The sequence below is a fragment of the Roseovarius sp. D0-M9 genome, assembly GCF_037083805.1.
Lineage (GTDB): Bacteria > Pseudomonadota > Alphaproteobacteria > Rhodobacterales > Rhodobacteraceae > Roseovarius.
Genome location: NZ_JBAPKZ010000034.1, coordinates 1 through 18,942, shown reverse-complemented (window position 1 = coordinate 18,942; position 18,942 = coordinate 1). Strand labels below are relative to the sequence as shown.

Annotated in this window: 17 protein-coding genes and 1 pseudogene; 10 read left to right on the top strand and 8 right to left on the bottom strand. The window is 63.8% G+C overall.

Annotated features, from left to right (window positions below; genetic code table 11):
• The first annotated feature begins 93 nt into the window (after nucleotides 1-93).
• The 8 genes from V8352_RS17650 (at nucleotide 94) to V8352_RS17615 (ending at nucleotide 7,160) form a co-directional block, all read left to right on the top strand.
• Nucleotides 94-906: a glutamate racemase gene (locus tag V8352_RS17650; RefSeq protein WP_336425611.1), complete on the top strand. Its 813-nt coding sequence runs from the start codon at nucleotides 94-96 to the stop codon at nucleotides 904-906.
• A gap of 63 nt (nucleotides 907-969) precedes the next feature.
• The gene (argC, locus tag V8352_RS17645; RefSeq protein WP_336425610.1) at nucleotides 970-1,995 is read left to right on the top strand and encodes an N-acetyl-gamma-glutamyl-phosphate reductase; all 1,026 of its coding nucleotides are present in this window, start codon (nucleotides 970-972) and stop codon (nucleotides 1,993-1,995) included.
• Nucleotides 1,996-2,023: 28 nt separating this feature from the next.
• The gene (ccmE, locus tag V8352_RS17640) at nucleotides 2,024-2,470 is read left to right on the top strand and encodes a cytochrome c maturation protein CcmE (RefSeq protein WP_336425628.1); all 447 of its coding nucleotides are present in this window, start codon (nucleotides 2,024-2,026) and stop codon (nucleotides 2,468-2,470) included.
• 81 nt (nucleotides 2,471-2,551) lie between these two features.
• A complete protein-coding gene (locus V8352_RS17635; RefSeq protein ID WP_336425609.1) occupies nucleotides 2,552-3,163 on the top strand; it encodes a holin-associated N-acetylmuramidase in 612 nt (203 codons plus the stop codon).
• Nucleotides 3,154-3,837 carry a holin family protein gene (locus V8352_RS17630; protein ID WP_336425608.1) on the top strand — a complete coding sequence of 228 codons (684 nt, stop codon included), beginning with the start codon at nucleotides 3,154-3,156 and terminating at the stop codon, nucleotides 3,835-3,837. Before V8352_RS17635 ends, V8352_RS17630 begins: the two co-directional genes overlap by 10 nt.
• Before the next feature lie 104 nt (nucleotides 3,838-3,941).
• A complete protein-coding gene (locus tag V8352_RS17625) occupies nucleotides 3,942-5,927 on the top strand; it encodes a heme lyase CcmF/NrfE family subunit (protein ID WP_336425627.1) in 1,986 nt (661 codons plus the stop codon).
• Nucleotides 5,924-6,373 (top strand): cytochrome c-type biogenesis protein, encoded by a 450-nt coding sequence (locus tag V8352_RS17620; RefSeq protein ID WP_336425607.1) that lies wholly within the window; start codon nucleotides 5,924-5,926, stop codon nucleotides 6,371-6,373. Before V8352_RS17625 ends, V8352_RS17620 begins: the two co-directional genes overlap by 4 nt.
• Before the next feature lie 7 nt (nucleotides 6,374-6,380).
• The gene (locus V8352_RS17615; protein WP_336425606.1) at nucleotides 6,381-7,160 is read left to right on the top strand and encodes an enoyl-CoA hydratase-related protein; all 780 of its coding nucleotides are present in this window, start codon (nucleotides 6,381-6,383) and stop codon (nucleotides 7,158-7,160) included.
• Between the two features lie 110 nt (nucleotides 7,161-7,270).
• On the opposite strand, the gene gltA is transcribed toward V8352_RS17615, so the two are convergent.
• Both gltA and gltX read right to left on the bottom strand, forming a co-directional pair.
• Nucleotides 7,271-8,566 (bottom strand): citrate synthase, encoded by a 1,296-nt coding sequence (gene gltA / locus V8352_RS17610; RefSeq protein WP_336425605.1) that lies wholly within the window; start codon nucleotides 8,564-8,566, stop codon nucleotides 7,271-7,273.
• Between the two features lie 77 nt (nucleotides 8,567-8,643).
• Entirely contained in the window at nucleotides 8,644-10,053 is a 1,410-nt protein-coding gene (gltX, locus tag V8352_RS17605) for a glutamate--tRNA ligase (protein ID WP_336425604.1), read from the bottom strand.
• A 209-nt stretch (nucleotides 10,054-10,262) separates the two neighbouring features.
• Between gltX and V8352_RS17600 the strand changes: the two are divergent.
• Nucleotides 10,263-12,182, top strand: a pseudogene (locus tag V8352_RS17600) (ComEC/Rec2 family competence protein).
• Here the strand turns inward: V8352_RS17600 and lexA are convergent.
• The 6 genes from lexA to V8352_RS17570 form a co-directional block, all read right to left on the bottom strand.
• Nucleotides 12,176-12,874: a transcriptional repressor LexA gene (lexA, locus tag V8352_RS17595; protein WP_336425603.1), complete on the bottom strand. Its 699-nt coding sequence runs from the start codon at nucleotides 12,872-12,874 to the stop codon at nucleotides 12,176-12,178. The pseudogene V8352_RS17600 and the gene lexA sit on opposite strands and share 7 nt — an antisense overlap.
• Nucleotides 12,875-12,953: 79 nt before the next feature.
• Nucleotides 12,954-14,126, bottom strand: a complete 1,173-nt coding sequence (locus V8352_RS17590) for a molybdopterin molybdotransferase MoeA (protein ID WP_336425626.1) — start codon at nucleotides 14,124-14,126, stop codon at nucleotides 12,954-12,956.
• Between the two features lie 40 nt (nucleotides 14,127-14,166).
• Nucleotides 14,167-14,643 (bottom strand): cyclic pyranopterin monophosphate synthase MoaC, encoded by a 477-nt coding sequence (gene moaC / locus V8352_RS17585; protein WP_336425602.1) that lies wholly within the window; start codon nucleotides 14,641-14,643, stop codon nucleotides 14,167-14,169.
• A gap of 1 nt (nucleotide 14,644) precedes the next feature.
• Nucleotides 14,645-15,460, bottom strand: coding sequence for an indole-3-glycerol phosphate synthase TrpC (gene trpC / locus V8352_RS17580; RefSeq protein WP_336425601.1), 816 nt, complete (start codon nucleotides 15,458-15,460; stop codon nucleotides 14,645-14,647).
• The gene (gene trpD, locus V8352_RS17575; RefSeq protein WP_336425600.1) at nucleotides 15,457-16,479 is read right to left on the bottom strand and encodes an anthranilate phosphoribosyltransferase; all 1,023 of its coding nucleotides are present in this window, start codon (nucleotides 16,477-16,479) and stop codon (nucleotides 15,457-15,459) included. Before trpD ends, trpC begins: the two co-directional genes overlap by 4 nt.
• Entirely contained in the window at nucleotides 16,476-17,072 is a 597-nt protein-coding gene (locus tag V8352_RS17570) for an anthranilate synthase component II (RefSeq protein ID WP_336425599.1), read from the bottom strand. The genes trpD and V8352_RS17570 overlap by 4 nt, the downstream gene beginning before the upstream one ends.
• Before the next feature lie 190 nt (nucleotides 17,073-17,262).
• On the opposite strand from V8352_RS17570, the gene V8352_RS17565 reads away from it, so the two are divergent.
• Complete coding sequence (locus tag V8352_RS17565) at nucleotides 17,263-18,750, top strand: divergent polysaccharide deacetylase family protein (protein ID WP_336425598.1); 1,488 nt, start codon at nucleotides 17,263-17,265, stop codon at nucleotides 18,748-18,750.
• Nucleotides 18,751-18,942: the final 192 nt, after the last annotated feature.

Here is an 18,942-nt window from a genome sequence, read left to right as displayed (position 1 = left end):
GACGCGCGGGTGCGGCAGATCGGTCTGGCGCGCGGGCGGGTGCATGGCTAGGGTCGCTGCAATATGTGACGGCACGCGGCGGAGAGGGCGGCTATGGCGGTAGGGATTTTCGACAGTGGCCTTGGCGGGCTCACGGTGATGGATGCGGTTGCCGCGCGTCTGCCGGATCAGGCGCTGATCTATCTGGGGGACAACGCGCATGCGCCTTACGGCGTGCGCACCCCGGATGACATCCAGGCGCTGACGCGCGCCGGCGTCGAGCGACTATGGTCGGAGGGGTGCAATCTGGTGGTGCTGGCGTGCAACACGGCCTCTGCGGTCGCGCTGCGCCGGATGCAGGAGGCGGGCGTGCCCGAGGGCAAGCGCGTGCTGGGCGTCTTTGTGCCATTGATCGAGGCGCTGACCGAGCGCCAGTGGGGCGATAATTCGCCCCCGCGTGAGGTGAGCGCGCGCCACGTCGCGCTTTTTGCGACGCCTGCAACGGTCAGCAGCCGTGCCTTCCAGCGCGAGCTGGCATTTCGCGCCATCGGTGTCGATGTCGAGGCGCAGGCTTGTGGCGGTGTCGTCGACGCGATCGAGGAGGGCGATCTGATCCTTGCCGAGGCGCTCGTGCGCAGCCATGTCGACGCGCTCTTGCGCAAGATGCCGCAGCCACAGGCGGCGGTGCTGGGCTGCACGCATTATCCACTGCTGCAGGACGTGTTTCAGCTGGCGCTTGGGCCGGATGTGATGGTGCTGTCGCAGCCCGCGCTGGTCGCCGATAGCCTTGCCGACTACTTGTCGCGGCGCCCGGTGATGGCCGGAGAGGGCAGCGGCCTGCGGTATCTGACGACGGGTGATGCGGGCCGGGTATCGGATCGCGCGACGCAATTCATGCGCCGCCCCGTGCGATTTGAGGCCGCATGAGGAGGTGATTGCCCGGCGCGCCGTGATCGGCTACCTCTGCGCAAAATCGAAAGGGCCATACCCATGCATAACATCGCCATTCTTGGCGCCTCGGGCTACACCGGGGCCGAACTGGTCCGCCTGATTGCCGTGCACCCCGCCATGCGCATCACTGCGCTTGGCGCCAATTCCAAGGCCGGGCAAAGCATGGCCGAGGTGTTTCCGCACCTTCGCCACCTTGATCTGCCGGACCTTGTGACCATTGATGAGATCGACTTTTCCGGCATTGATCTGTGCTTTTGTGCGCTGCCGCATGCGACCAGCCAAGAGGTGATCGCGAGCCTGCCCAAAACACTCAAGATCGTTGATCTCAGCGCTGATTTCAGGCTGCGCGACCCCGAGAGTTACAAGAAATGGTATGGCAATACTCATGCCGCGCTCGAATGCCAGGCCGAGGCCGTCTATGGGCTAACCGAGTTCTACCGCGACGACATTCGCGGTGCGCGGCTGGTGGCAGGGACGGGATGCAACGCGGCGACCGGCCAATATGCGCTGCGACCCTTGATCGCAGCAGGGCTGATCGACCTCGACGACATCATCATCGACCTCAAGACGGGGGTGAGCGGCGCGGGGCGGAGCCTCAAGGAAAATCTGCTACATGCCGAGCTGAGCGAGGGGGCGCACGCGTATGGGGTCGGGGGCACGCACCGCCATCTGGCCGAGTTCGATCAGGAGTTTTCCGCCATCGCGGGCCGTCCCGTTCAGGTGCAGTTTACGCCGCATTTATTGCCTGCAAACAGGGGGATAATTGCCACTGTTTATGTTAAAGGTGAGCCGCAGGCGATACATGAGGCGCTAGACGCGGCCTACGCGGAGGAGCCATTCCTACAGGTTCTGCCCTTTGGGCAAGTTCCCAGCACGCGGCACATTCGAGGCAGCAACTTTTGCCATGTTGGCGTCAGCGGCGACCGGATCGAGGGCCGCGCCATCGTGATTGCTGCACTGGATAACCTGACCAAGGGGTCAAGCGGCCAAGCCTTGCAGAATGCGAATCTGATGTTAGGTCTGGATGAGACAACGGGGCTGATGGCGCCGCCAGTCTTCCCTTAAAAAAAGTTGAGGATCACAGCGCATGGCCATGAAATCGCTGAAAAAAAAGCGAAGGGTGCAGATTATCGCGGTGGCAGCGACGGCGCTTGTGCTGTCGACCGCGCTGATAGGCTATGCGATGCGCGACGGAATCAACTTCTTTCGCTCGCCCAGTCAGGTCATGTCCGAGCCGCCGGGGCCCACGGAGGTTTTTCGCATCGGGGGCATGGTTGAGGTCGGCAGCCTGCGGCGCGGCGCGGGCGAGGAGGTGACGTTCAGCGTGACAGATGGCGGGGCCAGTGTGCCCGTGGCCTTTGTTGGCGTTCTGCCGGATCTCTTTGGCGAGGAGCAGGGGATGGTCGGCCTCGGCAGCTATGACGGCGCAACCTTTCGTGCGACCGAAATCTTGGCCAAGCACGATGAAACCTATATGCCCAAAGAGGTCGTCGACGCGCTGAAAGAGCAGGGCGTCTACCAGGAACCGGTCGCTCAGTAAGCGCGCCGTTAACCCCTCATCCGTCAGGTCTTGCACGAGGCAGGGAACAGATCCCGGCCGGTCAGGTGCAAAGGGAACTGGATGGATCAGGTGCACGAGATTGCCAGAGAAATCGTTGCTCGCGAGGGCGGTTATGTAGATGACCCGGATGATACCGGCGGCGCGACCAAGCATGGTGTGACGGTTCACACGATGCGCCGGCTCGGCCTTGACTTGAATGGCGATGGCCGGGTCGATGCCGTCGATGTGCGCCGCCTCAGTCAGGCCCAGGCAGAAGCGATATTCATGAAGCACTACTTCGAGGCGCCGGGTATCGGCAAGCTGCCCGAAGTGTTGCGGGCAAGCGTTTTTGACATGTATGTCAATTCAGGCAGCAATGCGGTGAAGATCCTGCAACGCCTTCTGTGCCAGATGGGCCAGAGTGTCAGCGTCGATGGCGTCATCGGCCCGCAAACCGTGCAAGCGGCGAAAATCGCAGCGCAAACCGCCCCGTTCCATATCGCGGACGCCTATGCCATCGCGCGGCGCAACTATTACCTGCGCGTCGCCGACAGGCGCCCGGCCAGCCGCAAGTTCGCGCGCACCCGCGCAGGGGGCAAGGGCGGCTGGATCCTTCGCGCGGAGGCGTTCATGTCCCCGCGCTATCACCTGAGCAGCGCTGAATTCGCGGCACGGGTGGCATCATGGGAGTGATCGAGCGCCTTGTGACGCTTATGTTCGGTGATGGGCGAAACGTGGTGGCCCGCACTGCCGAAGTTTTTCGCGAGAATGCAGAGGCCGGGGCCAAGCGTCAGGCCGAAGAGCGCGGCGCGGCCTTGGGGCAGTTCGATGCCGAGTTCGGCGCGGGGCAGGTGGGCCTCTTTGACCGGATCATGGACGGGGTCAACCGGGTGCCGCGCCCGGCGCTGGCGCTGGGGACACTGGGGCTGTTTATCTCGGCCATGGTCGATCCGGTGTGGTTCGCCGCGCGGATGCAGGGCATTGCGCTGGTGCCTGAACCGCTTTGGTGGCTGCTGGGGGTTATCGTGTCATTCTATTTCGGCGCGCGCCACCAGTTCAAGGGACAGGCGTTCCGCCGCTCCATCCTGCAAAGCGCGGCCGAGGCGCCGCGCGTCGCCGCCAGCATCCGGGCGCTTGAGGGGGGGACANGGGACAGGCGTTCCGCCGCTCCATCCTGCAAAGCGCGGCCGAGGCGCCGCGCGTCGCCGCCAGCATCCGGGCGCTTGAGGGGGGGACAGCGGATGAAGACCTCGCAAGCGACGAGCCGGTTGAGACCCCGGACGCGCCCGAGTTCAACCCTGCCCTCAGAGCGTGGCGCAAGCATGATCGCTAGAAACCTCACGTCTTTGAGCAGAAACATCGGCTAAAGGCGTGGCAATTTAGGCAGCGAGCCGCCGCCGCGACAATCTGAACCGCTCCCGTGCGTCGTTTCCCGTTGGTGCCGGGCGCGCGGGGCGGTTATACGTTGGCCATGATTACAGAATTCGGCCATTTCGCCCTCATCCTTGCTCTGGTTCTTGCCTGTGTGCAGGCCACCGTCCCGCTCGTTGGCGCACACAAGCGCTGGAGCGGGTGGATGGCCGTCGGCGACACTGCTGCAGGCTTGCAATTCATCATGATCACGGTGGCCTTCGCGGCCCTGACATATGCCTTCGTGACTTCGGATTTCTCGCTTCGGCTGGTCACGCTGAACAGCCATTCGGCCAAGCCGATGCTCTACAAGATCACCGGTGTCTGGGGCAATCACGAAGGATCCATGCTGCTTTGGGTGCTTATCGTGGCCCTCTTCGGGGCCTGCGCCGCGTGGTTCGGTGGCAACCTGCCGCCGGGTCTGCGGGCGCGCGTGCTGGCCGTTCAGGGGATGATCGGCATCGCGTTTCTTGCCTTCATCATCTTCACGTCAAATCCGTTCCTGCGCCTCGCCGTGCCGCCGCTGGATGGGCAGGACCTGAACCCGCTCTTGCAGGACCCCGGTCTCGCGTTTCATCCGCCGTTTCTTTACATCGGCTATGTCGGCCTTTCGATGACCTTCAGCTTTGCCGTTGCGGCGTTGATCGAGGGCCGCGTCGATGCCGCGTGGGGGCGCTGGGTGCGCCCCTATACGCTGGCGGCATGGGTGTTTCTGACCATCGGCATCGCGATGGGCAGCTGGTGGGCCTATTACGAGCTGGGCTGGGGCGGTTTCTGGTTCTGGGATCCGGTCGAAAACGCCAGCTTCATGCCGTGGCTCATTGCGGCCGCCTTGCTCCACTCGGCGATCGTGGTTGAAAAACGCGAGAGCCTGAAGAGCTGGACGATCCTTCTGGCCATCATTGCCTTCGGCTTTTCGATGATCGGCGCATTCATCACGCGGTCGGGTGTGCTGACATCGGTGCATGCCTTCGCCAACGACCCCGAGCGGGGCATGTTCCTGCTGGGGATAACCGCGATCTTCATGATGGGGGGGCTGACGATGTTTGCCGCCCGTGCAGGTGCGATGCAGGCGCGGGGGGTCTTTGCCCTCTCCAGCCGGGAGTCGATGTTGCTCGTCAACAATGTGTTGCTGGGCGTGTCGGCTTTCGTCATCTTTGTCGGCACCATATGGCCGCTCGTGGCCGAAATGCTCTTTGATCGCAAGCTGTCTGTCGGCGCGCCCTTTTTCGATATGGCATTCACGCCCTTCATGATCGTCCTCGGGGCGGTTCTGCCCATCGGATCCATGATGCCGTGGAAGCGCGGCCAGATGCGGCGCGTTCTACGTCAACTGGTTCCGGCGCTGGTGCTGGCACTGGCGGTTCTGGGCCTTGCCTGGGCGGTACAATCGGGCCGCAGCCTGATGGGGCCGGTGGGCCTTGCCCTTGGTACATGGCTGGTCGTGGGGGCGGCGATCGACCTGTGGTCGCGCACGGGCACGCGAGGCGATGCAAACAGTCGCCTGCGGCGCCTTGGCCGTTTGCCGCGCGCCGATTGGGGCAAGGCGACGGCCCACGCGGGCCTTGGCGTGACGATGGCCGGTATCGCAGGCCTTCTGGCATGGGAGAGCGAGGACATCCGCGTCGTCAACATCGGCGACAGCTTTGATTTGGCGGGGTATACCATCACGCTGGAGGATGTGAGGCGCAGCGAGGGACCGAACTACGAAACCACCATCGCAGATATGCGCCTGTCGCGGAATGGCGAGACCATCGGAGTGCTACAGCCGGAGAAGCGGTTTTATCCGGTCGCCGAGATGCCCACGACCGAAGCCGCGATCGACATCGGATTTCTGCGCGATGTCTATGTGGTGATCGGCGATCCGCAAGAGGGCGGTGGCTGGGCCGTGCGCACCTACCACAAGCCGCTGGCGAACTGGATCTGGGGCGGCGCCATCCTGATGGCCCTCGGGGGCTTCCTGTCGCTCAGCGACCGGCGCTATCGCGTGGCTGCAGGCGCACGCAAGAGTGCCGTCAGACCGAGTGGCGAGGTGCCGGCAGAATGAGACGCCTTGCACTGATCCTTGCGCTGATCGCCAGTCCGGTTCTCGCCGTCCAGCCTGATGAGGTGCTGGACGATCCCGCGCTAGAGGCACGCGCGCGCACGCTGTCGGAAGGGCTGCGCTGCCTTGTGTGCCGCAACGAGAGTATCGACGAATCGAACGCAACCCTTGCGCGTGACCTGCGCCTTTTGCTGCGCGCGCGGCTTGTTGCGGGCGATAGCGACGCGGAAGCGATAGACTTCATCGTTGATCGGTATGGCGAATATGTTCTGCTCAATCCGCGCGCGACGGGGAGCACGCTTTTGCTATGGCTGGCGGGGCCAGCGATGTTGCTGGCCGGCGCTGGCATTGCCTTCGTCTATATCCGGCGGCGTGGCCGGGCCGCCCAAGAGGATGAGACATTGAGCGACGAAGAGGCCGCGCGCCTGCGCGACATTTTGAACGGATAAGACCGCCATGACCAGATTTTCAGTCCTGACGCTCGACATCGAAGAGGGCGTGGCGACCCTGCGGCTGGACCGGCCTGACAAGATGAATGCGCTCAATGCGCAGATGCGCGCGGAAATCACCCAAGCGGTCCAGGAGGCTGGCAAGGCGGCGCGGGTGCTGGTCATCACGGGCAATGGGCGCGCCTTTTGCGCGGGGCAGGATCTGAGCGATGCAGGCAATGCCGCTTCTCTCGACCTGGAAAGGGTGCTGCGCGACGAATATGCGCCCATGCTGCGCGCCATCTGGGACTGTCCGATCCCCACGATTGCAGCGGTCAACGGCGTTGCCGCTGGCGCAGGGGCCAATCTGGCGCTGGCGGCGGATGTGACCATCGCGGCGGAAAGCGCGGTTTTCATACAGGCGTTTACCCGGATCGGTCTCATGCCTGACGCAGGGGGAACCTATTGGATGCCCCGGCAGATGGGCGCGGCCAAGGCCATGGGCGCCGCGCTCTTTGCCGAGCCGATCAGCGCGCGCGACGCATCGGACTGGGGCATGATCTGGGAGGCTGTGCCGGATATGGAGTTCGACACCCACTGGCGCGCAAGGGCCGCGCATCTGGCCCAAGGGCCAAGCGAGGCCTACCGCAATCTCAAGACAGCCCTGCGCGCCACGTGGCAAAATGGACCAGACGCGCAGCTTGATCTGGAGGCCCGCTTGCAAGGCGCCTGCGGCCAGACGCGTGATTTTCAGGAAGGCGTCGTCGCGTTTCTCGACAAGCGCAAGGCGTCCTTCGAGGGACGCTGAGGCGGCCCGGCGGGACCAGGCGGCGCGCTTGCCTCCCTTTTGATCGCACACAAGACAAAAGGCGCAGCCTTGTGGCCGCGCCTTTATCCGTTTTCAAGCGAGGGCTTGTCTCAGCGCTTTTCGATATCGACGTAGTCACGCTTGTTCGCACCAACATAAAGCTGGCGGGGGCGGCCAATTTTCAGCTGCGGATCCGAGATCATTTCCTTCCACTGCGAAATCCAGCCGACGGTGCGGGATACGGCAAAAATCGCCGTGAACATCGACGTGGGGAATCCCATCGCTTCAAGGATGATGCCCGAGTAGAAATCGACGTTCGGGAACAGCTTCTTTTCCGCGAAATAGGGATCGGCAAGCGCCTGCTTCTCAAGCTCCTTGGCGACCTGGAGCGTCGGGTTGTCTTCGATGCCCATAAGTTCGAGAACTTCATCGGCGGACTGCTTCATCACCTTGGCGCGCGGATCGAAGTTCTTGTAGACGCGGTGGCCAAAGCCCATGAGGCGGAAGGGATCGTCCTTGTCCTTGGCACGCTCGATGAATTCGGGGATGCGGTCCACGGTTCCGATCTCGCGCAGCATTTCGAGGCATGCCTGATTGGCGCCGCCGTGAGCGGGGCCCCAGAGGCACGCGATGCCCGCTGCAACGCAGGCAAAGGGGTTCGCCCCCGAGGATGAGGCGAGGCGCACGGTTGAGGTCGATGCGTTCTGCTCGTGATCGGCGTGCAGGGTAAAGATGCGGTCCATCGCGCGGCTGAGGATCGGATTGACCTCATAATCCTCGGCAGGGACGGCAAAGCACATGCGCAGGAAGTTCGACGCGTAGTCGATATCGTTACGCGGATAGACGAAGGGCTGGCCGATCGTGTATTTATAGGCCATCGCGGCAATCGTCGGCATCTTGGCGATCATGCGCACCGATGCGACCTCACGCTGCCACGGATCGTTGATGTCGGTGCTGTCGTGATAAAACGCGCTCAGCGCGCCGACGACACCGACCATGATCGCCATCGGCGGGGCGTCGCGGCGGAAGCCCCGAAAGAGGAACTGCATCTGCTCGTGCAGCATGGTGTGATTGGTGACGCGACCCTCGAAATCCTCAAGCTGCGCCGCAGAGGGCAATTCCCCATAGAGCAGCAGATAGCATACTTCGAGGTAGTGAGAGTTTTCCGCCAGTTGGTCGATCGGATAGCCGCGGTGCAGCAGCTCGCCCTTGTCGCCATCGATGAAGGTGATCGTGCTGTCGCAGCTTGCCGTTGACGTGAAGCCGGGGTCATAGGTGAAAACGCCCGCCTGACCGTAGAGCTTGCGGATATCGACGACCTCCGGCCCCACTGTCGGCGTGTAGATGGGCAGTTCGTATTCCTTGCCATCGAGGTGTAGCGTGGCGATTTTCTTGTTGTCCGCCATGAGGCATTCTCCCTATTGCAGTCCTCGGACCCGTCGTGCTGGTCCGGGCTGGATAATCCATTGGTCTTACGGCCAGATTAACGGCCGCCTTGACTTGCATCCTCGATCCGGGCCAGAGCCTCGGTCTGGCCCAAAACGAGCATCATGTCATAAACGCTTGGCGTCGTGCTGCGCCCGGCCAGCGCGGCCCTGAGCGGGCCTGCCATCTTGCCGAACTTGATGCCACGCGCCTCGGCGAAATCACTCATGAACGCTTCAAGACCTTCTCGGTTCCACTTAGCAGTTTGCAACTGCGGCGTCAATTCAGCCAGCATACCACGGGATACCGTATCCAGCTGCGCCGCTGCTTTTTCGTCCATCTCAATAGGCCGTGATGCCATGATAAATTGTGCTTTTTCAATTAGTTCATGGTAGGTTCGGGCCCGCTCCTTGAGGTGCGGCATCGCGTCCAGAAACATCGCCGCCTGCTCGGGCGTAAGGCGCGGCGCACCGGTGAACTTCAGGAAATCCTCCAATTCATGCAGCAGCGCAGCATTGTCTGTCGCCGCCATGTGCAGGCCGCAAACGTTCTCAAGTTTCTTGAAATCGAAGCGGGCAGGAGATTTTCCAATTCCGTCCAGATCGAACCACTCCTGCGCTTCGGCATCGGTGAAAAACTCCGCATCGCCATGGCTCCACCCGAGGCGCGCGAGGTAATTGCGCATCCCGGAGGCCGGGTAGCCCATGGTGCGGTATTCCCGCGTGCCGAGCGCGCCATGCCGCTTGCTCAGCTTCTTGCCATCAGGGCCGTGAATAAGGGGGATATGCGCGTAAACGGGAAGGGGCCAGCCCATCGCGGCGTAGATCATCATCTGACGCGCGGCATTGTTGAGGTGGTCGTCGCCACGAATGACATGCGTGACACCCATGTCGTGGTCATCGACGGCGACGGCCAGCATATAGACGGGCGAGCCGTCGGACCGCAGCAGGACCATATCGTCGAGCTGGTCGTTGCGAATGGTCACATCGCCTTGAACAGCATCCTTGATAACGGTCGCGCCCTCTAGGGGTGCCTTGATCCGGATCACATAAGGAAGGTCAGGATGGGTCTCGGGCGCCGCATCGCGCCAGGGGCTGCGGAAGAGCGTAGACTGGCCAGCCTCCTTGGCTGCGTCGCGAAACGCCTGGATTTCCTCCTGCGTCGCATAGCATTTATAGGCCTGCCCCGCCTCCAGCATCTGGTGCGCAACCTCCGCATGGCGGGCGGCGCGCTCGAACTGGCTGACGACTTCGCCATCGTGATCAAGACCCATCCACGCCATGCCGTCCAGGATCGCCTGCGTCGCATCAGGGGTCGAACGCGCGCGATCCGTGTCCTCGATCCGAAGCAGGAACTTTCCGCCACGCCCGCGTGCGAACAGCCAGTTGAAAAGGGCGGTGCGCGCCCCGCCAATATGCAGATAGCCGGTGGGCGAGGGGGCGAAACGGGTCACGACCTGTTGGGACATGGGGCGCATTAACCTTTCGGTAACGATGTCGGGAATAGGTTCGACATCTGTCTACCTATCGGCGGGAAGGGACACAAGTGGCGGCGCTCTGGCAGTATCCTCAGCACGTGCTGCTCTTGCAGCGCGGGCATCTGATCGGCTGGGCGCCTGTCTGTCTCGGGGCCGGGATCGGCCTCTATTTTTCGCTACCGGTCGAGCCGGGACTGGCAATGTATGCGGCGCTTGGGGGGATGGGAGTCGCACTGCTGATTGCGGCGCGGCTGATCGGGCAGGCGGCCTCGCCTCTGGCCATAGGTGCGGCGCTGATCGTGGCGGGATGCCTGCTTGCGGGCGCGCGCGCGCACACTGTGTCGGGGCCGGTCATTGGCTGGCGCTATTATGGCCCGATCGAGGGGCGTGTCGTCGGCATCGACCGATCTTCCTCGGACGCGGTGCGCGTGACGCTGGACCGTGTCAAGCTGGCGCGCGTGCCGCCGCATCGCACGCCGTCGCGAGTGCGCGTGTCGCTCCACTCGGACATGCTGGGCGCGGCGCCGCAACCGGGCCTTTACATGGGGGCGACTGGGCACTTGTCGCCGCCCTCGGGCCCGGTCGAGCCGGGAGGGTTCGATTTCCAGAGGCACGCCTGGTTTCAGGGCCTCGGCGCGGTGGGATACACCCGCGTGCCGATCGTGGGGCTGGCGCCGCCTGAGGGGGGGCAGGTCATGTTTCGCATCCGCATGGCCCTGTCGGCGCGCGTGCAGGCCGCCTTGCCGGGCGAGGCGGGCGGTTTTGCCGCAGCGATCATGACGGGAGACCGTTCGGGAATGGGGCAGGACACGCTCACGGCGCTGCGCGTGTCGAATCCGGCGCATCTTCTGGCGATATCGGGTCTCCACATGGGCCTTTTGACCGCCTTCGTCTTTGGCGCGCTGCGCTACGGTCTGGCGCTGATCCCTTGGCTGGCACTGCGGGCACCGGTCAAGCCGGTGGCCGCCGCGCTGGCCCTCGTCGTTGCGGCCTTCTACCTTGGCCTCTCGGGGGGCAGCATCGCGACCGAGCGGGCCTTCATCATGGTGGCTGTCATGCTGGTCGCCGTGATGCTCAGCCGCCGCGCGCTGAGCCTCAGGGCTGTGGCGCTGGCCGCGCTGATCGTTCTGGTCCTGCGCCCCGAGGCGTTGCTAAGCCCTGGCTTTTAGATGAGCTTTGCGGCGACAACCGCGCTCATCGCGGTCTTTGGCTGGCTTCAGCATGACGCTGTGCCGCGCGGTCCGAAGTGGTTGCGCCCCATCATCGCAGTCATCATCTCGTCGGGTGTCGCGGGGCTGGCGACCGCACCGATCGCGGCGGCACATTTCAACCAGATCGCGCACTACGGCCTCATCGCCAACCTTGCGTCCGTGCCGCTGATGGGGGTGCTGGTCATGCCGGCGGCAGTCCTTGCGGTGTGCCTCTTGCCCTTCGGCCTCGAGGGGGCCGGGTTGTGGATCATGGCGTGGGGACTCGACTGGATCTTGGGCGTGGCGCATTGGATCGCGTCGAAGGAGGGTGCGCGCGGCATGGTGCCCAGCCCCGGCTCAGGGGTCTTGCCGCTCTTGTCACTGGGGGCGCTGATTGTGATCCTCTGGCAGGGCTGCCTGCGCGCGATGGGTGCGCTGCCGATGATCGCGGCCTTAGTTCTTTGGTCCGAGGTCGAGCGCCCGCGCGTTCTGATCTCGGATACCGGGGGGCTGGTGGGGGTGATGACACCGTCGGGGCGCGCGCTCAGCGCGGCGCGCGGCGATGGCTTTGCCGCGCAGAACTGGTTGGAAAACGACGGCGACCCTGCAACGCAGGAGGAAGCGGCGGCGCGATGGCCTGTGGAAAATTTGCCGGCCGATTGGCCAAGATTGGTCGCCCTGCGCGGCAAGCGTGCCGCTGTCGGCGTGTCCGGCTGCACCGACGCGCGCTGGTTGGTGATGAATACCGCTCCGCCTGCAGAATGGCTATACGATGAAGGTTGCACCATTTTAGATCCGGCTGCCTTGCGCGAGACAGGCGCGCTCGCCATGCGGGGCCGCGATCTGGGCGTCATCGCAGCGCGCCAGATCACGGGCGCGCGCCTTTGGAATGCACGCCCCGCCAAACGAAGCGCGCGGACCTCTCAGTAAGTGCGGATCAAACCCACCAGCTTGCCCTGCACCTTGACCTTGTCATCCGGCAGAATCCGCGTCTCATACGCCGGGTTTGCTGCCTCGAGCGCGATCGCCCCGCCGCGCCGGAAAAACCGCTTCAGCGTCGCCTCCTGATCATCGACGAGGGCAACGACGATGTCGCCATTGTCGGCAGTCGACGTGCCGCGGATGACCACGACATCACCGTCATTGATGCCTGCATCAATCATCGAATCGCCCTTGACCTCGAGCGCGTAGTGGTCGCCAGATCCGGCAATCATCGCACTGGGAACAGCGACATTATGCGACGCATGCTGAATTGCCTCGATCGGCACACCTGCGGCGATGCGGCCCATGACCGGCACCTCACGCGCGTCGATGGTAACGGCGCGGGCCTGCGGCGGGGGCGGACCGTCGGGAAGGTCGCCGTCGATGACACGCGCAGGGTATCCACCCAGCGACGCGCCGCCCATCGACTCCGGTAGCTTGACGATTTCAAGAGCGCGGGCGCGATGGGCAAGGCGGCGGATGAAGCCCCGCTCCTCAAGCGCTGTAATCAGCCGGTGGATGCCGGATTTCGAACGCAGATCCAGTGCATCCTTCATCTCGTCAAAACTGGGTGGCACACCATCGCGCTGCACGCATTTGTTGATGTAATGCAGCAAATCGAGCTGTTTTTTTGTCAGCATTGCGGGAGCCCCTCTGTTTTTTATCTGCCTTTGTTCTACGCATGTTCCCGTTTTGTGTCAAGCGCCATGGCTGTGCGGTTCAGATCGGCATGACGTGGGCGATGTCGCCCTTCTCAGCTTGCCGGGCATGTGCCGGGCGGATCAACAGCGCATTGGCGTTTGCCAGCACGCTCAGCAGGGCACTGTCCTGGGAGGTTGCGGGGGTGACGATCCCATCCACGAGGCAAGCGCGCATATAATGCGTTCGCGGCCCGTTTTCGGCCAAGTCGGTGCCCAGCCGGGCCGTTTGGCGTGTGCCTTGCGCCGGATCCAGCGCCAGCATGGCACGCACCATTGGCAAGATGAAGACATGACCGCAAACCATTGCAGAAACGGGGTTTCCGGGCAGTCCAACCATAGCTGACGCGCCCATGCGCCCAGCCATGAGAGGCTTGCCCGGCCGCATCGCAATCTTGTAAAATGCGCGCTCGAGGCCAAGCTCGCTCGCCACGGCGCCGACGAGGTCGTGATCTCCGACCGATGCGCCTCCCACAGTCAAGATCAGATCGGCACCGCGCGCCAGATCAAAGGCCTTCTGAAGCGAGGCGTCGTTGTCTCTTGCGATGGGCAGCATGCGGGCCGCGCCACCATTCTGCTCGATCAATGCGGCCAGCCCGAAGGTGTTGGATGCGATGATCTGGTCGGGGCCGGGGGCCTCTCCGGGCATGACCAATTCGTCGCCCGTCGCAATGATCGCGACTGTGGGTTTGCGCATCACGGGCAACTCGGCCACGTTCATCGATGCAAGAAGGGCGATATCGCTGGGGCGCAAGATGCGAGGGGATGCCATGGTGTCACCCGCAGCGAAATCGGCGGCGGCAGGGCGAATATGCGCCGCTGAATCGACCCCATCCCTGATCGTTATGACAGATGAAGAACGGTCTACATCCTCTTGAATTATAACGCGGTCCGCGCCCTCTGGAATGGGGGCGCCGGTGAAGATACGCAGGGCTTGTCCGGGCGCGATGGACCCTTGCCAGCGGTGACCGGCAGCGGCCTCTCCGATGACCGTCAACTGCGCCCCCGGTGCAACGTCGATCGCGCGCACCGCGTAGCCGTCCATTGCCGAGGCGGCAAAGGGTGGCTGGTCACGTGCGGCGCTGACGGGACGGGCCAGAACGCGTGCTGATGCTGCGCGCAGCGGCACCATCTCGATCTCGCGCGGCTCGCTCATGCGCAGGAGATGCGCCAGCGCTTCATCGACGCTAATCACATCGGTCACCACGCGCAGCTAGTCGTCGCGGGAAAAACATTCAACTCGCCTCGTAAAGGCCGGATTTTCCGCCGTCTTTCAGAATGACGCGCAAGCCACCGATCTGCATCGCACGATCAACGGCCTTGGCCATGTCATAGACGGTCAAGGCGGCGATGCTGGCGGCGGTCAGCGCCTCCATTTCAACGCCGGTCTGTCCTGTGGTCTTGATCGTCGCCTCGATCCGCAGTCCCGGCAGATCCGGATCAAGGGTCAAGTCCACGCTAGCCTTGGTGATTGGCAGCGGATGGCACAGCGGGATGAGCTCGGGCGTGCGTTTGGCCCCCATGATCCCGGCAAGGCGCGCGACGGCGATGACATCGCCTTTCTTGGCGCGACCTTCTGCAATGATGTCAAACGTTTCCCGAGCCATGCTGATGTGGCAGGCGGCGGTCGCAACGCGGGCTGTCACGGCCTTGTTCGACACGTCGACCATATGGGCATCGCCCTGGTCATTGAAATGCGTGAGGCCCGCCATGCTAAAGGCCGCCCGCTGTCAGCGGATTGGCCAGGATGGCGCGGGTGGCGCTCGCGACATCGTCGGCACGCATCAGCGTTTCGCCGATCAGAAAACAGCGCGCGCCATAGCGGGCGATATCCGCCAGGTCGTCGGGCGTCTCCAGACCGCTCTCGCAGATGATGATCCGGTTCTCCGGCACATAGCGGGCGAGGCTGCGTGAGGTCTCAAGAGTGGTCTCGAACGTATTGAGATCACGGTTATTTATGCCTATCAGAGGAGATGAAAGTGCCTCGGCGCGCTTCAGCTCTTCGGCGTTGTGGACCTCGATGATGGCATCCATGCCCCATTCGCTTGCGCTCTGCTCGAGCGCGGCGGCCTCTGCATCGGTGACGCTGGCCATGATGATCAGGATGCAATCGGCCCCAAGGCTGCGCGCCTCGACGACCTGATAGGGATCATACATGAAATCCTTGCGCAGGACCGGCAGTTGACAAGCCTCGCGCGCCTCGGTGAGGAATTCCTTGGCGCCTTGAAAACTGGGGGTGTCGGTCAGAACCGAAAGGCATGTTGCGCCACCCTCCTCATAGGCCTGTGCCAAGGCCGCGGGGTCAAAGTCCTCGCGGATGAGGCCCTTTGAGGGGCTGGCCTTCTTGATCTCGGCGATAAGGCCGTAGCCGCCGATGGAGGCTTGCAGCAGTGCGTCCTTGAACGGGCGCACTTTGGGGGCGGCGCGGGCGCGGCTTGACATCTCATCGGGCGAAACCTCTGCCTTGGTCGCCGCGATCTCATCCAGTTTGTAAGATTTGATCTTTTCGAGAATCGTGGGCGTGCTCATGTGGTCTCCGATGTGATTTTGGCGAGTAATTCCAATCGTTTGAGGGCCGCGCCGCTATCGATGCTTGCGGCGGCTTGCGCGGCGCCCTCCGATAGGTCCGCCGCGTGGCCCGCGACGACCAGCGCGGCTGCGGCATTCAGCAGCACCGCATCGCGATAGGCACCGGGCGCCCCCTTCAGCAACGCGCGAAAGGCCGCGCCGTTTTCCTGCGGTGTGCCGCCAAGGATGTCTTGGAACGGGTGCAGGGGCAGGCCCGCCTGCTCGGGGTGGACTTCGAATTCCGAGACGCTGCCATCCTCGTTCAGGGCCGCGACCCAGCTGTGCCCGCTGATGGCCAGTTCGTCAGTGCCGTCGCTGCCATGCACCAGCCAGGCGCGGGTGGATCCAAGCTGTCCCAGGGTCTCGGCCATGGGGCGAATGAGGTCGCGGCGATAGGCGCCGGTCAACTGACGCGTGACGGCTGCGGGGTTTGTCAGCGGGCCCAATATGTTGAAGATCGTGCGAGTGCCAAGCTCAGCGCGCACCGGGCCGACATGGGCCATCGCCGGATGGTGCATGGGCGCCATCATGAAGGCGATACCCGCCTCTTTCAAAGCTCTTTCAACGACTTCCGGGCCGATCATCACGTTGACGCCCATCTGCCCAAGCGCATCTGCCGCGCCCGATTTCGAGCTGAGGTTGCGGTTGCCGTGCTTGGCCACGCAGACGCCCGCGCCCGCCACCACAAAGGCTGTCGCGGTCGAGATGTTCAAAGTGCCCTTGCCATCGCCCCCGGTGCCGACGATGTCCATCGCGCCCTCTGGGGCGCGCACCTTGTTGCACTTGGCGCGCATCACGGCCGCGGCGGCCGCGTATTCATCCACCGTCTCGCCGCGCGTGCGCAGCGCCATGAGAAATCCGCCGATCTGGCTGGGCGTCGCTTCGCCGTCAAAGAGGATGCCGAAGGCATGCTCGGCCTCGACGCGGCTGAGCGGGCCGTTTGCGGCAGCGTCGATCAGGGGCTTGAGCGCGTCACTCATGCCGGGACCTGCGCGGCAGGGCTCTGCATCATGTCGAGAAAGTTCTTGAGCAGGGCATGGCCGTGCTGCGAGGCGATGGATTCGGGGTGAAACTGCACGCCCTCGATGGGCAATTCGCGGTGGCGCAGGCCCATGATGGTCCCATCCTCCAGATGCGCCGTCACCTCTAGGCAGTCCGGCAGGCTGGCCCGCTCGACAATGAGACTGTGATAGCGCGTCGCCTCGAAGGGCGAGGGCAGGCCCGCAAAGACGCCTTGGCCCTCGTGGTGCATGAGGCCCATCTTGCCATGGACGATCTCGGAGTGGCGCAGAACGCGTCCGCCAAACGCCTGCCCGATCGTCTGATGGCCCAGACACACGCCTAGCAGCGGTATGCCCTCGCGCGCCGCAGCCAGTGTCAGGGGCAGGCAAATGCCCGCCTGATCGGGGTCGCAAGGGCCGGGCGACAGAAGGATACCCGCAGGCTTCATCGCCAGCGCTGCCTCGACGTCCAGTGCGTCGTTGCGGCGCACGACCACCTCGGCGCCCAACTCACCGACATAATGCACCAGATTGTAGGTGAAGCTGTCGTAATTATCTATCAAAAGCAGCATGTTGGCAGGTCCGTTTTGGAATTGCCCCGAACGCGCCGTTCCCCCATCATTTGGGGTAGAGGCCGGGGGGCCGGTCGCGGTATACTTGCTCAGGCTTGGCCGCTAGGGTCAAGGGGGGCGCGGCATGCGCGGCGGGAAACGCTGCGGCAAAAAAGCGTCTCATCAGGGCAGTTGCAGGAGGGCGGCGCACATGGCGAGCGGAATTTTCTCGGGTCTGGTGACCGGTGCGGCCCTGTCCGTTATAGCATTGGGAGCGATTTCAGTCGTCACCAATGATGCAGGTTCGCCTAAGGCAGAGGCTACTCCGGGCGGGTCCAAGATCGACGTGCCGGCCGGATCGGAGTTCAACCAGTCGCTGGTGGATGCACCGGCGCAGGTACCGGGTGCGGATGGCGCGCCTGCGATCAAATCGGATGTCCCGCAAGTGGATGCTACCGTGCCCGACAATTTGAGCGCCATTGGCGTCGAGAATACTCAGCCTTCCGAGCGCCCGGACACGGGCGATCTGGACGCTGGGCTGAGCGCGCCCGAGGTACCGATCGGGGGCAGCGGGATGATCGCCAGTGTCGCTGACGGGGCGGCAGACGGAGCAGCAGACGGGGCGGTAGACGCGGAAGCGGCGATGGATGAGGGGGAGCCGTCGATCTCCGCAGATCCAGCGCAGCCCAGTCTGCCAGAGGTCGAGGCGAGCGCGGGCCTTGCGCCTGCCGCCGATGAGGCAGAGTCGGAGCAACCCCAAGAGAGCGCCGACGCTGCCCCGGAGAATGCGCAGGCCAGCACTGAAGCGCCGGACCCTGCGCCGGAACCCGCGCCTGAAGAGACCGCGCCAGAAAAGACTGGAAAAGACGACACGGCCCGAGAAGAAGCATCTGAAGAGGAAACACCCGAAGAAGAAACCGCGCCCAGCACCATCGGCGACATCGCGACGGATATCGAGACGCGCCGCCTGCCATCTGTCGACGCCGCCCCCGAAGAGGCTGCGCCCGACGCGCCCGCCGATACCCGTGCGATTGCCCGCAACGCCGCGCCCTTCGACAACTCCGAAGGCAAACCGCTGATGTCCATCGTGCTGATCGACGATGGCAGCAGCCCCATCGGGCTGGAGGCGCTGGACGCCTTTCCCTATCCTCTCAGCTTTGCAGTTGATGCCAGGGCCCCCGGCGCGGCGGAGGCGATGGTGCGCTACCGCGATGCGGGGTTCGAAGTGCTGGCCATCGCGGATTTGCCCGAGGGGGCGGATGCGCGCGACACGGAAACGGTGATGCAGAGCGTCTTTTCGGCGGTGCCCGAGGCCGTCGCAATTCTGGAAGGCACCGGCACCGGCTTGCAGATCAGCCGGGATGCGAGCGAGCAACTGGCGCCAATCTTGCTGGACTCGGGTCACGGCCTTGTGGTCTTTGCCAAGGGCCTGCAAACCGCGCCCAAACTGATCGCGCGCGAAGGTGTGCCCGTCGGCACCGTCTTTCGCGATTTCGACAGCAACGATCAAAGCGCGACGGTCATTCGCCGTTTTCTCGATCAGGCGGCGTTCAAGGCCGGGCGCGAAGAGGGCGGCGTCATCATGCTGGGGCGTCTGCGCGCCGACACGATCAGCGCGCTGCTGCTCTGGGGGCTACAAGACCGCGCCAGCAGCGTTGCCTTGGCCCCGATATCGGCAGTGCTGCTGGACGAAAGCTAAAGCGTTTCGCGAAACGTAGAGCCACATATATGCGTTGCACGCGTTTTGCCTTTTGCTGATGCCTCAGGTTTTTCGCAAAACGCTTTAGCAGGCTGCTGAAAAAGGCCGGTCTCGACGCGGTTGCGAGAACATGATTCACTTCTGGCACGGTAGCGGCAGTGAGGGTGACGATGCGCGGGACGGACGAAGTGA

Coding starts and splice junctions, on each gene's coding strand:
- V8352_RS17650 (WP_336425611.1), top strand. CDS start 94: ATGGCGGTAGGGATTTTCGACAGTGGCCTTGGCGGGCTCACGGTGATG.
- argC (WP_336425610.1), top strand. CDS start 970: ATGCATAACATCGCCATTCTTGGCGCCTCGGGCTACACCGGGGCCGAA.
- ccmE (WP_336425628.1), top strand. CDS start 2,024: ATGAAATCGCTGAAAAAAAAGCGAAGGGTGCAGATTATCGCGGTGGCA.
- V8352_RS17635 (WP_336425609.1), top strand. CDS start 2,552: ATGGATCAGGTGCACGAGATTGCCAGAGAAATCGTTGCTCGCGAGGGC.
- V8352_RS17625 (WP_336425627.1), top strand. CDS start 3,942: ATGATTACAGAATTCGGCCATTTCGCCCTCATCCTTGCTCTGGTTCTT.
- V8352_RS17620 (WP_336425607.1), top strand. CDS start 5,924: ATGAGACGCCTTGCACTGATCCTTGCGCTGATCGCCAGTCCGGTTCTC.
- V8352_RS17615 (WP_336425606.1), top strand. CDS start 6,381: ATGACCAGATTTTCAGTCCTGACGCTCGACATCGAAGAGGGCGTGGCG.
- gltA (WP_336425605.1), bottom strand. CDS start 8,566: ATGGCGGACAACAAGAAAATCGCCACGCTACACCTCGATGGCAAGGAA.
- gltX (WP_336425604.1), bottom strand. CDS start 10,053: ATGTCCCAACAGGTCGTGACCCGTTTCGCCCCCTCGCCCACCGGCTAT.
- lexA (WP_336425603.1), bottom strand. CDS start 12,874: ATGCTGACAAAAAAACAGCTCGATTTGCTGCATTACATCAACAAATGC.
- moaC (WP_336425602.1), bottom strand. CDS start 14,643: ATGGCGGGCCTCACGCATTTCAATGACCAGGGCGATGCCCATATGGTC.
- trpC (WP_336425601.1), bottom strand. CDS start 15,460: ATGAGCACGCCCACGATTCTCGAAAAGATCAAATCTTACAAACTGGAT.
- trpD (WP_336425600.1), bottom strand. CDS start 16,479: ATGAGTGACGCGCTCAAGCCCCTGATCGACGCTGCCGCAAACGGCCCG.
- V8352_RS17570 (WP_336425599.1), bottom strand. CDS start 17,072: ATGCTGCTTTTGATAGATAATTACGACAGCTTCACCTACAATCTGGTG.
- V8352_RS17565 (WP_336425598.1), top strand. CDS start 17,263: ATGGCGAGCGGAATTTTCTCGGGTCTGGTGACCGGTGCGGCCCTGTCC.